Source organism: Stenotrophomonas sp. YJH_SMC_94-11, from assembly GCF_059370435.1.
This window is the reverse complement of sequence record NZ_JCAFTR010000001.1, coordinates 342754-360256: the sequence shown is the minus strand read 5'-3', so window position 1 is coordinate 360256 and position 17503 is coordinate 342754. Positions and strand designations below refer to the sequence as shown.

10 protein-coding genes are annotated in these 17503 nt (G+C 66.9%); 6 read left to right on the top strand and 4 right to left on the bottom strand.

All coding sequences use genetic code 11. The features are described from left to right. Nucleotides 1–248: 248 nt before the first annotated feature. The 4 genes from AC5P74_RS01615 to AC5P74_RS01600 form a co-directional block, all read right to left on the bottom strand. Nucleotides 249–761 carry a hypothetical protein gene (locus AC5P74_RS01615; protein WP_005419769.1) on the bottom strand — a complete coding sequence of 171 codons (513 nt, stop codon included), beginning with the start codon at nt 759–761 and terminating at the stop codon, nt 249–251. Between the two features lie 43 nt (nt 762–804). Continuing rightward, entirely contained in the window at nt 805–1098 is a 294-nt protein-coding gene (locus AC5P74_RS01610; RefSeq protein ID WP_005419771.1) for a LysM peptidoglycan-binding domain-containing protein, read from the bottom strand. Between the two features lie 203 nt (nt 1099–1301). After that, a complete protein-coding gene (gene queF / locus AC5P74_RS01605; protein WP_206619938.1) occupies nt 1302–2120 on the bottom strand; it encodes an NADPH-dependent 7-cyano-7-deazaguanine reductase QueF in 819 nt (272 codons plus the stop codon). A gap of 528 nt (nt 2121–2648) precedes the next feature. Then, on the bottom strand, nt 2649–3968 hold the full coding sequence (locus AC5P74_RS01600; protein WP_346608076.1) for a M20 family metallopeptidase: 1320 nt from the start codon (nt 3966–3968) through the stop codon (nt 2649–2651). A gap of 186 nt (nt 3969–4154) precedes the next feature. Between AC5P74_RS01600 and AC5P74_RS01595 the strand changes: the two genes are divergently transcribed. The 6 genes from AC5P74_RS01595 (at nt 4155) to AC5P74_RS01570 (ending at nt 17423) form a co-directional block, all read left to right on the top strand. Beyond that, nucleotides 4155–5399, top strand: coding sequence for an efflux RND transporter periplasmic adaptor subunit (locus AC5P74_RS01595; protein ID WP_005419777.1), 1245 nt, complete (start codon nt 4155–4157; stop codon nt 5397–5399). A 74-nt stretch (nt 5400–5473) separates the two neighbouring features. Continuing rightward, nucleotides 5474–8707, top strand: a complete 3234-nt coding sequence (locus tag AC5P74_RS01590; protein WP_495204766.1) for an efflux RND transporter permease subunit — start codon at nt 5474–5476, stop codon at nt 8705–8707. Between the two features lie 31 nt (nt 8708–8738). After that, on the top strand, nt 8739–11861 hold the full coding sequence (locus tag AC5P74_RS01585; RefSeq protein WP_049403847.1) for an efflux RND transporter permease subunit: 3123 nt from the start codon (nt 8739–8741) through the stop codon (nt 11859–11861). A gap of 286 nt (nt 11862–12147) precedes the next feature. After that, nucleotides 12148–14217: a TonB-dependent siderophore receptor gene (locus tag AC5P74_RS01580; protein ID WP_495204765.1), complete on the top strand. Its 2070-nt coding sequence runs from the start codon at nt 12148–12150 to the stop codon at nt 14215–14217. A 95-nt stretch (nt 14218–14312) separates the two neighbouring features. Continuing rightward, the gene (yccS, locus tag AC5P74_RS01575) at nt 14313–16490 is read left to right on the top strand and encodes a YccS family putative transporter (protein WP_495204764.1); all 2178 of its coding nucleotides are present in this window, start codon (nt 14313–14315) and stop codon (nt 16488–16490) included. A 138-nt stretch (nt 16491–16628) separates the two neighbouring features. Continuing rightward, on the top strand, nt 16629–17423 hold the full coding sequence (locus AC5P74_RS01570) for an SDR family NAD(P)-dependent oxidoreductase (RefSeq protein ID WP_053500202.1): 795 nt from the start codon (nt 16629–16631) through the stop codon (nt 17421–17423). Nucleotides 17424–17503: the final 80 nt, after the last annotated feature.

The window sequence follows — 17503 nt, the reverse complement described above, 5'->3', positions numbered from 1 at the left end:
CAGGGTGGGCGCGCGGCGGGGAAACCCCTGCATTGTCGCGTTTTCAGCCGCGCGGGGCAAAGCCACGCCATACGCGACGGTACTGCATGGCGGCAACGCTGTGATCCATCCACGCCTGGATGAAGCCCGCCCACAGCATCAGTGGATCCACGCCATGCGTGGATGAAGCCGACCATCGCACAACAAAAAAGGACGCAGCCTCGCGGCTGCGTCCATCGTGAGCCCTGCCGGGAGAGAGTCGGCTGGACTTACTTGACCTCGAACTCCTGCGGCGTTCCGGCCGCCTTGCCATCGACGGTGACTTCGGCGCGGTACTTGCCGGCCGGCCAGCCCTTTGCATTCTTGAACGTGACGTTGGTGGTTTCGGCACCGCTGGTGTTCAGCGTGGCATTCTGTTCGCCGGCCACCTGGCCGTCCTGGTAGGTCAGCTTCGCGCCAACGGTGACGTTGTTGGCGGCGCCGTCGGTCTTGACCGAGACGATGATGTCGTCCTTCGGCGCGAACAAAGCCGCCGTCGCAACCGACTTGTCGGCGGCTGCGGTCTTGCCGACCGTGACCGACGAGACGCTGACGGCGGCGGCTTCGGCCATCGGCGGCGGCGCGCCGGTCATCGGGGCCGGTGCCGCCGGCTCGGCCGGAGCAGTCGCTGCCGGAGCGGCGTTGTTGTCGGTCGACTCTTCTTTCTTCTTGCAACCGACCAGGGCGACGCTGCCCAGCAGGGCGGCGATCAGGGCGGTCTGGAGCGGGGTGGTCTTGATCATTCGGGGTTCCTCCCAGGGATTGTCGGACGGCGTTCTGGCCGGCTTACTTCGGCGGCAGTTTCAGGGTCTGGCCCGGGAAGATCTTGTCCGGGTCATCAAGCACATCGCGGTTGGCTTCGAAGATCTTCTTCCAGGCATTGGCGTCGCCCAGATGCTGCTTGGCGATCTTCGACAGCGAGTCACCCTTCTGCACGGTATAGGTGCCGCCGCTGACAACGTCCGCGGTGCTGTCCACCGAAGCGCTGACGCCGGAGAAGTCCGCCTTCGGCACCTGCTCGGCGGTACTGTCGACACTGCCACTGACGCCGGAGAAATCGGCTTTCTTCTCGGTACTCATCCACAACTCCCGTCTGCATGACTACGTGACTGGCACGGTGCCATGGCGGTTGTTAAATGGGGATGGTGCAGATGTGAAGCCGCCCCCCGGGGCGGCTGAACAATCGGGGGAACGGACGTCCGGTAGTGCCGGTCGCTGGCCGGCTTTCCGTTGCCCTGGACGCGGGTTCCTTGCGGTTGCCGGCCAGCGGCCGGCACTACCGGTTACTGCCGCAGCTCGCGGTAGGTCGCAGCCGGGGCGGTGATGCCGGGGCTGGCGCGCCAGGGGTTGATGTCCAGGCCACCACGGCGGGTATAGCGGGCCTCCACTTCCAGCCATTGTGGCTGGCAGCGCGCAGATACCTCGCTGAAGATCCGCTCAACGCACTGCTCGTGGAACTCGGCGTGTTCACGGTAGCTGACCAAGTAGCGCAGCAGGCCCGCGCGATCGATCTTCGGCCCGCGGTAACGCAGGCTGACCGTGGCCCAGTCCGGCTGGCCGGTGACCGGGCAGTTGGACTTCAGCAGCGCCGAGACCAGGGTCTCCTCCACCACCTCGCCCGCATCGGCGGCGAGGAAGTCCGCCTGCGGCGGGCCGTAGCAGTCGATCTCCACGTCCAGCCCGTCGATGGATTCACCGAGCGGCGTCTCGCGCAGGCCCGGCAGGCCGAACTCGACCTGGACCGGCACACCGGCGCAGGCCGACAGATCCGCCACCAGGCGCTCGCGCAGTGCCTCGGCGCTGTCGACGCGGGTGCTGTTGAGGGAGTTGAGGTACAGCTTGAACGACTTCGATTCGATCAACTGCGGCGAGGTGCACGGCACCTGCACGGTGGCGACGGCCACCTGCGGCTTGCCGCGCGGATCGAGCCAGCTCAGCTCGAAGGCATGCCAGCGGTCATGGCCGACGAACGGCAGCGCGGCGTCATCGAGGCCGATCTCGGCGCGGGCGCCGCTGCGCGGGATGGGAAACAGCAGGCCGGGATCGTACTGCGACGGGTAACTGACCTCGCGACCGAGGCTGGAATCCTGTGGGGTGTTCATGGAGGTCATTGTATCGCGCGGAAGGCGGGCGTTCGGCCGGGCCGGCCAACGGCGAAGCCCCTCCGTGGTGGTTCAGGCACGATCTCGGGGTCGGCCGGGAGGGTGGGTTGGCTGGGGGCCGCTGCAAGTACGTCCATGTAAGCTCGGTCGCCGCATCCATGCGGCTCACGCCCCCAGCCAACCCACCCTCCCGGCCACGGACAGTTTCCTGCACCACCACGGGAAAGATCAGAAAAATCAAGATCAAAAGCCGATCCTTCAGACGTTCATGACGTCCGCCGTGTCGACCAAGGTCGACACCCACCAAAGCAGAATGTCGTTCCGACAGCCGCGGGAAACTGTCGAAGGCGGGGTGGGTCCGGTGGCAGGGGCGTGAGCCGCATGGATGCGGCGACCGAGCTTACATGGACGTACTTGCAGCGTCCCCTGCCACCGGACCCACCCCGCCATCCCTCAGGGAACCAGCTTTTGCCGTTGACGTGGCTTTGGTCTCGGCGGGTGCAGGGCTGCAAGCCCTGCCGGAAACCCTCAGCCAGCAGGAGTGCCCGCACCGTGCAGGTAATCCAGGCTCACCTGCAGCAACGCCCGCAGTCCCACATCCAGTGCCTTCTCATCCAGCAGGAACTTCGGCGAATGGTTGGCCGGCGCCGTCGCTGGGTCGATGCCCACGCTGGTGGACCCGACGAAGAAGAACATGCCCGGCACTTCCTTCGCGTACAGCGAGAAATCCTCCGCGCCCATCTGCAGCGGCGGCTCGTACACGTTGTCCTTGCCCACCACCGCCTGCAGGCTCGGCAGCATCTTCGCGGTCAGCGCCGGGTCGTTCACCGTGGCCGGGTTGCCCTCCGACTCGTAGATGTCGGTCACCGCCTTCGCACCATGCGCGGCGGCCGTGTGCTCGGCCACGTTGCGCAGGTCGGCAAAGATCTGCTGGCGCATGCCTTCGTCAAAGGTGCGGATGGTGCCGACCATCTCCACTTCATCGGGAATGATGTTGTAGCGGATGCCGCCGTTGATCGCGCCGAAGGTCAGCACCGCCGGTTGCTTGGACAGGTTGGCGCGGCGGCTGACGATGGTCTGCGCGGTGCCGACCAGATCGGCGGTGGCGACGATCGGGTCAACACCGTTCCACGGTGCCGAGCCATGCGTCTGGCGACCGATCACCTTGATCCCGAAGCGATCCGAGGCGGCCATCAATGGGCCGCCGCGCACAGCGATCTGGCCGGCCTGCACGCTGGAGAACACATGCAGGCCGAACACCGCTTCGGGCTTGAAATCGGCAAACAGCCCTTCCTTCAGCATGAGTGCGGCACCGCCCTCTTCCGGCGGCGGCGCGCCTTCCTCGGCCGGCTGGAAGATCAGCATCACCTGGCCCGGCAGGTCCTTCTTCATTGATACCAGCGCTGCGGCTACGCCGAGCAGGGTGGCGGTATGCGCGTCGTGGCCACAGGCATGCATCACGCCCACGGTCTGCCCGCGGTACTGGTCGGTGGCCTTGGAGGCGAACGGCAGGCCTGTCTGCTCGGTCACCGGCAACGCGTCCATGTCCGCGCGCAACGCGATCTTCGGGCCTGGCTTGCCGCCTTCGATGATCGCCACCACGCCGTGGTGGGCGATGCCGGTTTTCGGCTTCAGGCCCATCGCACGCAGGCGCTTGGCGACCTCGGCCGAGGTGCGCGCCTCGCGGTTGGACAGCTCCGGGTGCTGGTGGAAGTCACGACGCCATTCGACCACCTGGGCCTGCAGCCGCTGCGCGGCGGCGGTCACTTCCGGGCGTTGCCCGTCCTGGGCATCGGCAAGCGCCGGCAGGGCCAGCAGCAGGGCGGACAGCAGCAGCGAACGGCGCATCGCAATCTCCACAGCAAGAGGGTTCCAGCTGAATGTAGGGCAACACCGGCGCCACGGGAACCTCCGGTGCCGCATCCGGTCTTAGCGCCCGTCCCATCCGTCATGCAGGAAACGTGATGTGGCACAGGTATGCTTTGCGCATTGTCCCGGCGTCCCGTCCGGTCCAGCCCTCTCGGAGTCCTCGTAATGTCACGTGTTTGGAAGATCGTGCTGCTGGTCGTGGCGATCCTGGTGCTGGCCGTGGTCGGCCTGCGCGTCATTGGCGGGGGCAAGGACAAGGCTGGAAAACCTGCTGCGGGCGCGCGCCAGGGCGGCGAAGATCCGAATGCCGGTCCAGTGCCGGTGACCGTGGTGGAGGCCACGCGCCAGGACGTGCCGGTGTATGCCAGCGCGCTGGGTACGGTGACCGCGATGAACACCGTCACCGTCAGCCCGCAGGTCGGCGGTCAGCTGATGAGCCTGAATTTCCGTGAAGGCCAGGAAGTGAAGCAGGGTGATGTGCTGGCGGTGATCGACCCGCGCACCGCCCAGGCCAGCTACGACCAGGCCGCTGCAGCCAAGCGCCAGAACGAGGCCCTGCTGGCCACCGCGCGCTCCAACTACCAGCGCTCGAACGCGCCGGAGTATCGCCAGTACGTCGCCAAGACCGATCTGGATACACAGCGAAACCAAGTGGCACAGTACGAAAGCGCCGTGGCCGCCAACGAGGCCAGCATGCGCTCGGCGCAGGTGCAGCTGCAGTACACCCGGGTCACCGCGCCGATCTCAGGCATCGCCGGCATCCGTGCGGTCGACGCCGGCAACGTGGTCAGCGCCGGTACGGCTCTGGTCACGCTGACCCAGATCCATCCGATCCACGTGCTGTTCAATCTGCCCGAGCGCCAGCTCGGCGATGTGCGCCAGGCGCAGGCCGCCGGCACGGTACCGGTGGCGGCGCTGGACCGCGCCGATTCGCACGTGCTGTCCGGCGACGGCAAGCTCGATGTGGTCGACAACCTGATCAGTGCCGACAGCGGCACGTTCAAGGCGCGCGCCCTGTTCGACAACACCGACAACGGCCTCTGGCCGGGCCAGTTCGTCAACGTGCGCATGCAGCTGCGCACGATTGCCGGCGGCGTGGTGATCCCCACCCAGGCGGTACTGCGTGGCCCGGATGGCGAGTACGTCTACATCGTGCAGGGCGACAACACGGTAAAGATGCAGACCGTGCGCAGCGGCGTGGAAGTGGGCGACAGCCAGGTGCAGATCGCCGAAGGCCTGAAGGGCGGCGAGCGGGTGGTCAGCGAAGGCCAGTTCCGCCTGAAGCCGGGCAGCAAGGTCACCGCGCTGAAGCCGGGCGAGACCCCGGCCGCGCCGACCGAGGCCGAACTGAAGGCAGCCGAACAGAAGAACGCGGGCGGCGGTGGCCGTCGCGGTGGTGGCCCGCGCTGAGCGCAGGCCACTGATCTCCCTCGCGCCGGCGGACCTGCCGGCGCCGACATTGAAGTGCCAGCAAGGATCAGTCCGTGGGCTTTTCGACGATCTTCATCCGCCGCCCGATCGCCACCTCGCTGTTGATGGCGGGCCTGTTGCTGCTGGGCATCCTCGGTTACCGCAAGCTGCCGGTGTCGGCGCTGCCGGAAATCGATGCGCCCAGCCTGGTGGTCACCACCCAGTACCCCGGTGCGAACGCCACCACCATGGCCTCGCTGGTCACCACCCCGCTGGAGCGCCAGTTCGGGCAGATTTCCGGGCTGGAGCTGATGACCTCCGACTCGTCGGCCGGGTTGTCGACGATCATCCTGCAGTTCTCGATGGACCGCGACATCGACATCGCCGCGCAGGACGTGCAGGCGGCGATCCGCCAGGCCACCCTGCCCTCGTCGCTGCCCTACCAGCCGGTCTACAACCGGGTGAACCCGGCCGACGCGGCCATCGTCACCCTGAAACTGACCTCTGACACGCGCCCGCTGCGCGACGTCAACAATTACGCCGATTCCATCCTGGCCCAGCGCCTGTCGCAGGTGCAGGGCGTGGGCCTGGTCTCGATCGCCGGCAATGTGCGCCCGGCCGTGCGCATCCAGGTCAATCCGGCGCAGCTGTCGAACATGGGCCTGACCCTGGAGCAGCTGCGCAGCGCGCTGACCCAGGCCAACGTCAATGCGCCCAAGGGCTCGTTGAACGGCAAGACGCAGTCCTACAGCATCGGCACCAACGACCAGCTGGCCAGCGCCGCCGAGTACCGCGACACCATCATCAGCTACAAGAATGGCCGCCCGGTGCGGCTGTCGGACGTGGCCGAGGTGATCGATGGCGTGGAGAACGACCAGCTTGCCGCCTGGGCCGACGGCAAGCCGGCGGTACTGCTGGAAGTGCGCCGCCAGCCCGGTGCCAACATCGTGCAGACCGTCGAGCGCATCCGCGCCATCCTGCCGCAGCTGCAGGGCGTGCTGCCAGCCGACGTGCACCTGGAGATCTTCAACGACCGCACCGAGACCATCCGCGCCTCGGTGCATGAAGTGCAGTTCACCCTGATCCTGACCATCGGGCTGGTGGTGGCGGTGATCTTCGTGTTCCTGCGCCGGTTGTGGGCCACGATCATTCCCTCGGTGGCGGTGCCGTTGTCGCTGGCCGGCACCTTCGCGGTGATGGCCTTCGCCGGCATGTCGCTGGACAACCTCTCGCTGATGGCGCTGGTGGTGGCCACCGGCTTCGTGGTCGACGATGCGATCGTGATGATCGAGAACATCGTGCGCTACATCGAGCAGGGCAAGAGTGGCAAGGAAGCGGCCGAGATCGGCGCACGCCAGATCGGCTTCACCGTGCTGTCGCTGACGGTCTCGCTGGTGGCGGTGTTCCTGCCGCTGCTGCTGATGCCCGGCGTCACCGGCCGCCTGTTCCACGAGTTCGCGTGGGTGCTGAGCATCGCCGTGGTGCTGTCGATGCTGATCTCGCTGACGCTGACCCCGATGATGTGCGCCTACCTGCTCAAGCCCGATGCCCTGCCCGAGGGCGAGGACGCGCATGAGCGCGCGGCGGCGGCCGGCAAGCAGAACCTGTGGACGCGCACCGTCGGCCTCTACGAGCACAGCCTGGACTGGGTGCTTGGCCACCAGCGGCTGACCCTGGCCGTGGCCGGTGGCGCGCTGGTGCTGACCGTGCTGCTGTACGTGCTGATCCCCAAGGGCCTGCTGCCCGAACAGGACACCGGCCTGATCACCGGCGTGGTGCAGGCCGACCAGAACATCGCCTTCCCGCAGATGGAGCAGCGCACCAGGCAGGTGGCCGAAGCGCTGCGCCAGGATCCAGACGTGACCGGCGTGTCGGCCTTCATCGGCGCCGGCAGCATGAACCCCACCCTCAACCAGGGCCAGCTGTCGATCGTGCTGAAGGAGCGCAGCCAGCGCGATGGGCTGGAGGAGATCCTGCCGCGCCTGCAGAAGGCGGTGGCCGGCATTCCGGGCGTGGCGCTGTACCTGAAACCGGTGCAGGACGTGACCCTGGATACCCGCGTGGCCGCCACCGAGTACCAGTACTCGCTGTCGGACGTGGATTCGGCGACGGTGGCGACCCAGGCCACGCGCCTGACCGAAGCGCTGCGCAAGCGCCCGGAACTGGCCGACGTCGACAACAACCTGTCCAACCAGGGCCGCGCCCTGGAGCTGAACATCGACCGCGACAAGGCCAGCGTGCTGGGCGTGCCGATGCAGACCATCGACGACACGCTCTACGATGCGTTCGGCCAGCGCCAGATTTCGACCATCTTCACCGAGCTCAACCAGTATCGCGTGGTGCTGGAAGTGGCACCGGAGTTCCGCACCAGCACTGCGCTGATGGAACAGCTGGCCGTCGCCTCCAACGGCGCCGGCGCATTGACCGGCACCAATGCCACCAGCTTCGGCCAGGTCACCTCCTCCAACTCGTCCACCGCCACCGGCATCGGCGCGCAGAACACCGGCATCACGGTAGGCGCCGGCAACATCATCCCGCTGTCGGCACTGGCCGAAGGCAAGGTCAGCAGTGCGCCGCTGGTGGTCAGCCACCAGCAGCAGCTGCCGGCGGTGACCGTGTCGTTCAACGTGGCGCCGGGCTATTCGCTGTCCGAAGCGGTGCGAGCGATCCAGGAGACCAAGGACAGCCTGGACATGCCCACCCACCTGCATGCCGAGTTCATCGGCAAGGCCGCCGAGTTCACCGGCAGCCAGACCGACGTGGTGTGGCTGCTGCTGGCCTCGCTGGTGGTGATCTACATCGTGTTGGGCGTGCTCTACGAGAGCTACATCCACCCGATCACGATCATCTCCACGCTGCCACCGGCCGGTGTCGGCGCGCTGCTGGCGCTGATGCTGTGCGGGCTGAGCCTGTCGGTGGATGGCATCGTCGGCATCGTGCTGCTGATCGGCATCGTCAAGAAGAACGGCATCATGATGGTCGACTTCGCGATCGAGGCGCGCCGCGCCGGTGCCAACGCGCACGAGGCGATCCGCCGCGCCTGCCTGCTGCGCTTCCGCCCGATCATGATGACCACCGCCGCGGCCATGCTCGGCGCACTGCCGCTGGCGCTGGGCACCGGCATCGGTTCGGAGCTGCGCCGCCCGCTGGGTATCGCCATCGTCGGTGGCCTGCTGCTGTCGCAGCTGGTGACGCTGTACACCACGCCGGTGATCTACCTGTACATGGAGCGCTTCTCCGAGTGGCTGGCGCGCCGCCGCGAACAGCGTGCGCTGCACGAGGGTTCGCTGCAGGAGCCGCAGGCATGATCCACGCCCCGCTGCCGTGGGCGGCCGCACGATGAACCTGTCCGGCCCCTTCATCCGCCGCCCGATCGGCACCGCGCTGCTGGCCATCGGCTTGTTCATGGTCGGCCTGATCTGCTACCTGCGCCTGGGCGTATCGGCGCTGCCGAACATCGAGATCCCCGTGATCTTCGTGCATGCCAGCCAGTCCGGCGCCGACGCGGCGACCATGGCCTCCACGGTCACCGCGCCGCTGGAACGCCATCTCGGCCAGCTGCCAGGCATCGATCGCATGCGATCGTCGAGCTCGGAAGGCAGCTCGCTGGTGTTCATGATCTTCCAGAGCGGCCACAACATCGATTCGGCCGCGTTGGACGTACAGACCGCGATCAACTCGGCACAGGCCGACCTGCCTTCGGGCATGGGCTCGCCGATGTACCAGAAGGCGAACCCGAACGACGACCCGGTGATCGCCATCGCGTTGACCTCGCAGACGCAGTCGGCCGACGAGCTCTACAACGTGGCCGACTCGCTGCTGGCGCAGCGCATCCGCCAGATCAGCGGCGTCGCCTCGGTCGACATCGCTGGCGCGTCGACGCCAGCGGTACGCGTGGACGTCAACCTGCGCCTGATGAACGCGCTGGGCCTGACCGCCGATGACCTGCGCAACGCGGTGCGCGCGGCCAACGTGACCTCGCCCACCGGCTTCCTCAGCGATGGCAACACCACCACGGCGATCATCGCCAACGACTCGGTGGCACGCGCCGCCGACTTCGCCGACCTGGTGGTCAAGACCCAGGGCGACGGCCGGGTGATCCGCCTGAAGGACATCGCCAACGTCTACGACGGCCAGCAGGATGCCTACCAGGCGGCGTGGTTCGACCACAAACCGGCGGTGGTGATGTACGTATTCACCCGCGCCGGCGCCAACATCGTGGAGACCGTGGACCGGGTCAAGGCGCAGATCCCGACCCTGCGCGACTACCTGCAGCCGGGCACCACGATGACGCCGTACTTCGACCGTACGCCGACCATCCGTTCGTCGCTGCATGAAGTGCAGATCACCCTGCTGATCAGCCTGGCGATGGTGGTGCTGACCATGGCGCTGTTCCTGCGCCGGCTGGCACCCACCCTGATCGCGGCGGTGACCGTGCCGCTGTCGCTGGCCGGCGCCGCGCTGGTCATGTACGTGATGGGCTTCACCCTGAACAACCTGAGCCTGCTGGCGCTGGTGATCGCGATCGGCTTCGTGGTCGACGATGCGATCGTGGTGATCGAGAACATCATGCGCCACCTCGACGAGGGCATGCCGCGCATGCAGGCGGCGTTGACCGGTGCGCGCGAGATCGGCTTCACCATCGTCTCGATCACCGCCTCGCTGGTGGCGGTGTTCATCCCGCTGCTGTTCGCCAGCGGCATGATGGGCGCGTTCTTCCGCGAGTTCACCGTCACCCTGGTGGCGGCCATCGTGGTCTCGATGATCGTCTCGCTGACATTGACCCCGGCGCTGTGCAGCCGCTTCCTCAGCGCGCACGACCACAGCGCGCCGCCGTCGCGTTTCGGCCGCTGGCTGGACGCCGGCCACGAGCGCATGCTGCGCATCTACACCGTATTCCTCGACTTCTCGCTGCGCCACGCGCTGCTGCTGTCGCTGACGCCGCTGATCCTGATCGGCGTCACCATCTTCCTGTTCGGCGCGGTGAAGAAGGGCGCGTTCCCGCCGCAGGACACCGGCCTGATCTGGGGCCGCGCCAACTCCAGTGCCACCGTGTCGTTCGAGGACATGGTCGCGCGCCAGCGCCGCATCACCGACATGCTGATGGCCGACCCGGCGGTGAAGACGGTGGGTGTACGCCTGGGCAGCGGCCGCCAGGGCTCCAGTGCACAGTTCAACATCGAGCTGAAATCTCGCAGTGACGGCCGCCGCGAAACCACCGCGCATGCGTTGGCGCGCCTCAGCGCCAAGGCCGATCGCTATCCCGACCTGCAGCTGCGCCTGCGCGCGATCCAGGACCTGCCCAGCAACGATGGCGGCGGTTCCAGCCAGGGCGCGCAGTACCGCATTTCGCTGCAGGGCAACGACCTGGCCGCACTGCAGGAATGGCTGCCCAAGCTGCAGGCGGAATTGAAGAAGAACCCGAAGCTGCGCGACGTCGGGACCGACGTGGACAATGCCGGCCTGCGCCAGAACATCCAGATCGACCGCGCAAAGGCCGCGCGCCTGGGCATCACAGTGGGCGCCATCGACGGCGCGCTGTATGGTGCGTTCGGCCAGCGCCAGATCTCCACCATCTATTCGGACATCAACCAGTACAGCGTGGTGGTCAATGCCCTGCCCTCGCAGACAGCCACCCCGGCGGCGCTGGACGAGGTGTACGTGCGTGCGCGCAACGGCGACATGGTGCCGATCACCGCGGTGGCCACGCAGATGCCTGGCCTGGCCCCATCGCAGATCACCCACGAGAACCAGTACACGACGATGGACCTCAGCTACAACCTGGCTCCCAACGTGAGCATGGGCGAGGCCAAGGCGATCATCGACGCGACCGTGGCCGGCATGCGCATGCCCGGCGACATCCGCCTGGCCGACGATGCGGGCTTCGGCTTCAACTCCGATCCCAGCGACATGCTGATCCTGGTGTTCGCCGCAATCCTGACCGTGTATCTGGTACTGGGCATGCTCTACGAGAGCCTGATCCACCCGGTCACCATCCTGTCCACGCTGCCGGCGGCGGGTGTCGGTGCGCTGCTGGCCCTGTTCGGCACCAACACCGAGCTGTCGGTGATCTCGATGATCGCGCTGGTGCTGCTGATCGGCATCGTCAAGAAGAACGCGATCATGATGATCGACTTCGCACTGGTGGCGCAGCGCGAGCATGGGCTGGCGCCGCGCGATGCCGCACGCGAGGCCAGCATCGTGCGCTTCCGCCCGATCATGATGACCACGATGGTCGCGATCCTGGCCGCAGTGCCGCTGGCGATCGGCCTGGGTGAAGGGTCCGAGCTGCGCCGCCCGCTGGGCATCGCGATGATCGGCGGCCTGCTGTTCTCGCAGAGCCTGACCCTGCTCAGTACGCCGGCACTGTACGTGATCTTCTCCTGCCTGGCCGAGCGCTGGCGCGCCCGTCGCGCGCGCAGGCGCGAAGCGAAGCTGCTCAAGCGCGCGCAGCGGGCGTAGTAGAGCCCATCCACGCATGGCGTGGATCTAGTTCTCGGTACTGCGAATCTGCCGGCCAGCGGCCGGCACTGCCACCGGCGCGGAGGGTGGGTGCGGACCGTTGGTCCGCACGCCTCCCGGTTTGACGTGCTGTAACGAAAAGAGAACAATTCCCCTCCAGCCATGGTCCTGCGCCCCTTCGCGGCGCCCCGCTGCCCTCTCCGGCAAGCCTGCGTGATCCCAGCCATCAACCTTTCCCCCCATGCGGGCGGATGGCGCGTGGCCGTTCGCCGAGGATGACTGAACCATGCTCCTGCACCCACTCTGCCGCCCGGCGCTGCTTGCCGTTTCCCTGTCACTGGCCTGTGCCGCGCATGCCCAGTCCGTACCCGAGCGCATCAATCGGAACCGCAGTGCCACCGATCTGGATGCGGTGAAGGTCACCGCCGAACGCACCCACGCCGATACCGGCGCCCTTGGTGATCGCGTGCTGCGTGATACCCCGTTCGCGATCACCGCCGTGGGCCGCGAGCAGATCGAGCAGCGCCAGGTGGTCTCGCTGGGCGAAGCGTTCCTGCTCGACCCTTCGGTCACCACCCAGGTCAGCGCCTATGCCAGTGGCTGGAGTTCGCCGATCCGCAACCGCGGCATCGACCTGAACTTCGACAGCTATCGCGTCAATGGCCTGCAGGTTTCCTCGTGGGGTACCGAGTGGCCGCTGGAAGTGATGGAACAGGTCGATCTGCTGAAAGGCCCGGGTGGATTCCTTTATGGTTTCGGTGCCCCCGGTGGCATCGTCAACTACATCACCAAGAAGCCGACCGACACGCCCACCTTCTCCGCCCAGCTGGGCTGGCGCGAGCAGGGCATCGTCAGTGGCGGGATGGACGTCGGCGGCCGCTTCGGCAACGAGCAGATGTTCGGTTATCGCTTCAATGCTTTCGAGGAAAAGGGTGAGACCTTCAATGGTGGCCACGTCGATCGCAAGGTGGGCGCACTGTCGCTGGACGCGCGCCTGAGCGACGCACTGATCTGGACCTTCGACGGCGTGTTCCAGTCACGCGACCTGCGCGAGGAATCGCCGCAGTACTACTTCCGCGGACTGACCTCGTTGCCCCGACCGATCGCCGGGAATACCGGCAACAGTGTCCCCGGCACCTACTACGACACTCGTTCCAGCCTGTTGTCGACCCGCTTGGACTGGCAGATCAACAGCGACTGGAAAACCAGCCTGAGTTACGGCGTCACCACCTCGTGGAATGACGTCAACAAGATCTTCGCCTACATCGATTCGCCCAATGGCGACTATGACGTCAACGTCTATGAACTGGGCGGCAAGAGCGAGTGGAGGCTGGCCCAGGCGATGCTGCAGGGCAGCTTCCGCACCGGTCCGCTGCAGCATCAGGTGGTGGCAGGCATCAGTCACCAGACCGGGCTGGGCTGGGACCGTCCCTACGAATGGAGCCTGATCGGCCGCGCCAACCTGTACCAGCGCCATGACATCCGCCATGACGCCGTCGGTTCACGGATGATGACCCGTGGCGACGAGACCGTGCAGCAGGCCGTGTTCGCAAGCGATACCGTCGATCTCGGCAGCGGCTGGTCGGTGCTGGCGGGCTGGCGCTACAACGATTACGAGACCAAGGGCCGCTACCACACCTATCCGGTCACACCGACCTATGCCGTGATGTTCAAGCCCAGCGAGGCGGTCACCCTCTACGCCAGCTACATCGAATCGCTGGAAGCGGGCAGCCGCGTAGGCAACAACTACGTCAACGCCGGTGATGTGCTCGACCCGACCCTCAGCAAGCAGTACGAGATCGGCGCGAAGGCCGAGGCCGCACGCTGGAACGCGAACGTGGCGGCGTTCCGGCTGGAACGTGGCGCCAACATCGATGAACTCACACCGGCCGGCAAGCGCCTGGTGCAGGACGGCATCACGCTGTACGAAGGCATCGAGGCCAGTGCCGACCTGCACCTCAGCGATGTCCTCACGGTTGGCGGAGGCGTCACCTGGCTGGACCCGACCTACGACAGGCTGTCCCCGGCCAGCGCTGCACAGGAGGGCAACCGTACCGCCGGTGCGGCGCGCTGGAGCGGGGTCGTGCACGCCACCTACCAGCTGCCGTGGGTGGATGGCCTGGAAACATACGCCGCGGTGCGCTACTACAGCGATGTCTGGTACGACGCCGACAACACCCTGAAGCTGCCCGATTACACGCTGGTCAATGCAGGCATCGGCTACCGCCTGCTCGCCTCCGGTCATCCGGTGACCGTGCGCGCCAGCGTCGAGAACGTGGCCAACCGGAAGTACTGGTCCAACGCCGGCACAGGCCTGCCACGCACGTTCGCTGTGAGCGTGCGGTTCGACATGTAGGGTCCGGCAGCACCGTGGGTGCGGACCGTTGGTCCGCACTCCATATTTCACGCGTAGCCCGCAATAATGGTGGAAGACCCTTCCACCGAGCCTGCATGTCCGCCCGCCAATCCCGCCTCAGCCGACTGTGGGCCCACGAAAAGGCCAGCTACGGCCTGCGCGTGTTCATCGCGCTGACCGCGGCCGTGGCCGTGTGCTGGCAGTTCGAGGCGCTGACCGCCCTGCCCGGCGTGTTCCTCGGCATCATCGCAAGCGCCATCGCAGAAACCGACGACAACTGGTGGGGCCGGACCAAGGCCGTGGTGTTGTCCCTGTTGTGCTTCTGCATTGCGGCGGCTTCGGTGATCTGGCTGTTCCCGTGGCCGTGGATCTTCATCGGCGCGCTGGCATTGTCCACCTTCGGCCTGACCCTGCTTGGCGCGCTCGGCGAGCGCTACGCATCCATTGCCCAGGCCACGGTGACGCTGGCGATCTACACGATGATCGGCCTGGAACAACATGGTGCCAGCGACCTGCACAGCGCACTGGAGGCGGTCAGCCATCTGCTGGCCGGTGCGGTCTGGTACGGGCTGTTGTCGATCCTGTGGGCCGCGTTGTTCGCCAACCGGCCGGTGCGCGAACGCGTGGCGCGGCTGTACCTTGAGCTGGGCCGCTACCTGCAGCTGAAGGCTGCGCTGTTCGAGCCGGTGCGCGAAGCCGACCTGCAACGTCGCCAGCTCGACCTGGCCGAACAGAACCGCCGTGTGGTGGGTGCACTGAACGAGGCCAAGACCGCGATCCTGGCCCGCTTCGGCCGCTCCGGCCGGCCCGGGGTGAACTCCGGCCTGTACCTGCGCCTGTACTACATGGCGCAGGATTTCCACGAGCGCGCCAGTTCCTCGCACTACCCGTATGGCGCGCTGGTGGATGCCTTCTTCCACAGCGATGTGCTTTACCGCTGCCAGCGCCTGCTCGACCTGCAGGGCCAGGCCTGTGCCCGCCTGGGCGAGGCGATCCGGCTGCGTCGTCCGTTCGTATACGGTGAAAGCAACCAGCAGGCCGGGCGCGACCTGGCAGACGCGCTGGCCTACCTGCGTGACCAGCAGCGCCCGCAGTGGCAGCGCCTGCTCGGCTCGCTGGACCTGCTGGTTCACAACCTGCGCAGCATCGAGCGCCGCCTGCTGGATGCCGAACGTTCCGAAGCCAGCCTGGACAACGTCGACACCCGCCTGCGCGACAGCAACCCGCATACCCTGCGCGAGATGGGCGTGCGCGTCCGCCAGCAGTTCACGCCCGGCTCGGTGCTGTTCCGCCATGGCCTGCGCATGGCACTGGCGCTGATCGCCGGCTTTGCAGCGATCCGGCTGTTCAATGCACAGAACGGTTCATGGGTACTGCTGACCGTCGTGTTCGTGTGCCGGCCCAACTTCGGTGCCACCCGCCAGCGCCTGGCACAGCGCATCGTCGGCACCGTCGCCGGACTGGTGCTGACCTGGGCACTGCTGCAGCTGTTCCCGCAGCTGCACGTGCAGTTGCTGATCGCCCTGCTCTCTGCGCTGCTGTTCTTCTTCACCCGCACCGACCGCTACCTGGTGGCATCAGCCGCGATCACCGTGATGGCACTGACCTGCTTCAACCTGATCGGCGATGGCTTCGTGCTGATCGTGCCGCGCATGGTCGATACGCTGCTGGGCTGCGCGATCGCAGCGGCGGCAGCATTCCTGATCCTGCCTGACTGGCAGGGCCGGCAGCTGCATCTCGTCCTGGCACGCGTGCTGGACACTGCGGCTCGCTACCTGGATTCGGTGCTGGGCCAGTACCGCAGCGGCATGCGCGACGACCTGGCCTACCGCATCGCCCGCCGCGACATGCACAACGCCGACGCCGCGCTGTCCACCGCGTTGTCGAACATGCTGCGCGAACCCGGCCACGTACGCCGCAACCTGGATGCCGGCTTCCGCTTCCTGGCGCTGTCCAACACGCTGCTGGGGCATCTGTCGGCGCTGGGTGCGCACCGGGACCAGGTGGACAGCTACGCTGGCGATCCACTGGCGCTGGCCGCGGGCGATCGCGTGCGCAAGGCACTTCAGCAGCTGGCGACGGCGCTGACCGCGCGGCAACCGGTCGCGGACGATGACAACGACGCCGACCGCGCGGTGGCCGCCGAGCTGGAGCAGATCGACGAGGCGATGCCGCCGAAACTGCAGTTGATCCGTACCCAGATGGCGCTGGTACTGCGCATGCTGCCGAAGGTGCGTGCCGCGGCCAATGAGGCGGTGACCAACCTGACCTGATCCGTCATCGCTGCGGGCATCCCATCCACGCAGGGCGTGGATCTGCTGCGCCGCGTGCAACGGCGCGTTGCACCTGGCGATGCAGTTCGATCACGCCGCCACGCGGATACTGGGCAGCTCCCGCTCCGGATCATCACCATGAAAATCGAACTCAGCGGCCGCACCGCGCTGGTGACCGCCTCCACCGCCGGCATCGGCCTGGCCATCGCCCTGGGCCTGGCCACCGCAGGCGCACGCGTCGTCCTTAATGGCCGCAGCACCAACAGCGTCGAGCGCGCCCGCCAGCATCTGCTCGCGGCTGTCCCGGGAGCCGACGTATTCGGTGTCGCCGCCGACCTCTCCGATGCGGCCGGTGTCGATACGCTGCTGGCTGGGCTGCCGAAGATCGACATCCTGGTCAACAACGCCGGCATCTTCGGCCCGCAGGACTTCTTCGAGACCGATGACGCCACCTGGGAGCGCTACTGGCAGACCAACGTGATGTCCGGCGTACGCCTGTCGCGTGCGCTGCTGCCAGCGATGGTCGATGCCGGCTGGGGCCGCGTGCTGTTCATCTCGTCCGAATCGGCGCGCAACATTCCGGCCGACATGATCCATTACGGGGTCAGCAAGACCGCGCAGCTGTCACTGTCACGCGGCCTGGCCAAGCGCGTGGCCGGCAGTGGCGTCACCGTCAACGCAGTGCTGCCTGGCCCGACCCTGTCCGATGGCTTCGCCGCGATGTTCGAGGATGAACGCCAGCGCAGCGGCAAGCCGCTGGAACAGATCGGCCGCGAGTTCGTGATGGCGCACCGGCCGTCTTCGGTGATCCAGCGCACCGCTACGGTCGAGGAAGTGGCCAACATGGTGGTGTACCTGGCCTCGCCACAGGCCTCGGCGACTTCCGGGGCAGCGCTGCGCGTGGACGGCGGCGTGGTCGACGATATCGTCTGAGGGTGCTGGCAGGTGTGCGGACCAACGGTCCGCACCCACAGGTCCGCACCCACAGCGGATGGGCAGGAATGCTAGGCTGC

What these genes read in the sequence shown, in the direction of transcription:
- AC5P74_RS01615 (WP_005419769.1), bottom strand. Translation starts at nt 761, where the DNA reads ATGATCAAGACCACCCCGCTCCAGACCGCCCTGATCGCCGCCCTGCTG.
- AC5P74_RS01610 (WP_005419771.1), bottom strand. Translation starts at nt 1,098, where the DNA reads ATGAGTACCGAGAAGAAAGCCGATTTCTCCGGCGTCAGTGGCAGTGTC.
- queF (WP_206619938.1), bottom strand. Translation starts at nt 2,120, where the DNA reads ATGAACACCCCACAGGATTCCAGCCTCGGTCGCGAGGTCAGTTACCCG.
- AC5P74_RS01600 (WP_346608076.1), bottom strand. Translation starts at nt 3,968, where the DNA reads ATGCGCCGTTCGCTGCTGCTGTCCGCCCTGCTGCTGGCCCTGCCGGCG.
- AC5P74_RS01595 (WP_005419777.1), top strand. Translation starts at nt 4,155, where the DNA reads ATGTCACGTGTTTGGAAGATCGTGCTGCTGGTCGTGGCGATCCTGGTG.
- AC5P74_RS01585 (WP_049403847.1), top strand. Translation starts at nt 8,739, where the DNA reads ATGAACCTGTCCGGCCCCTTCATCCGCCGCCCGATCGGCACCGCGCTG.
- AC5P74_RS01580 (WP_495204765.1), top strand. Translation starts at nt 12,148, where the DNA reads ATGCTCCTGCACCCACTCTGCCGCCCGGCGCTGCTTGCCGTTTCCCTG.
- yccS (WP_495204764.1), top strand. Translation starts at nt 14,313, where the DNA reads ATGTCCGCCCGCCAATCCCGCCTCAGCCGACTGTGGGCCCACGAAAAG.
- AC5P74_RS01570 (WP_053500202.1), top strand. Translation starts at nt 16,629, where the DNA reads ATGAAAATCGAACTCAGCGGCCGCACCGCGCTGGTGACCGCCTCCACC.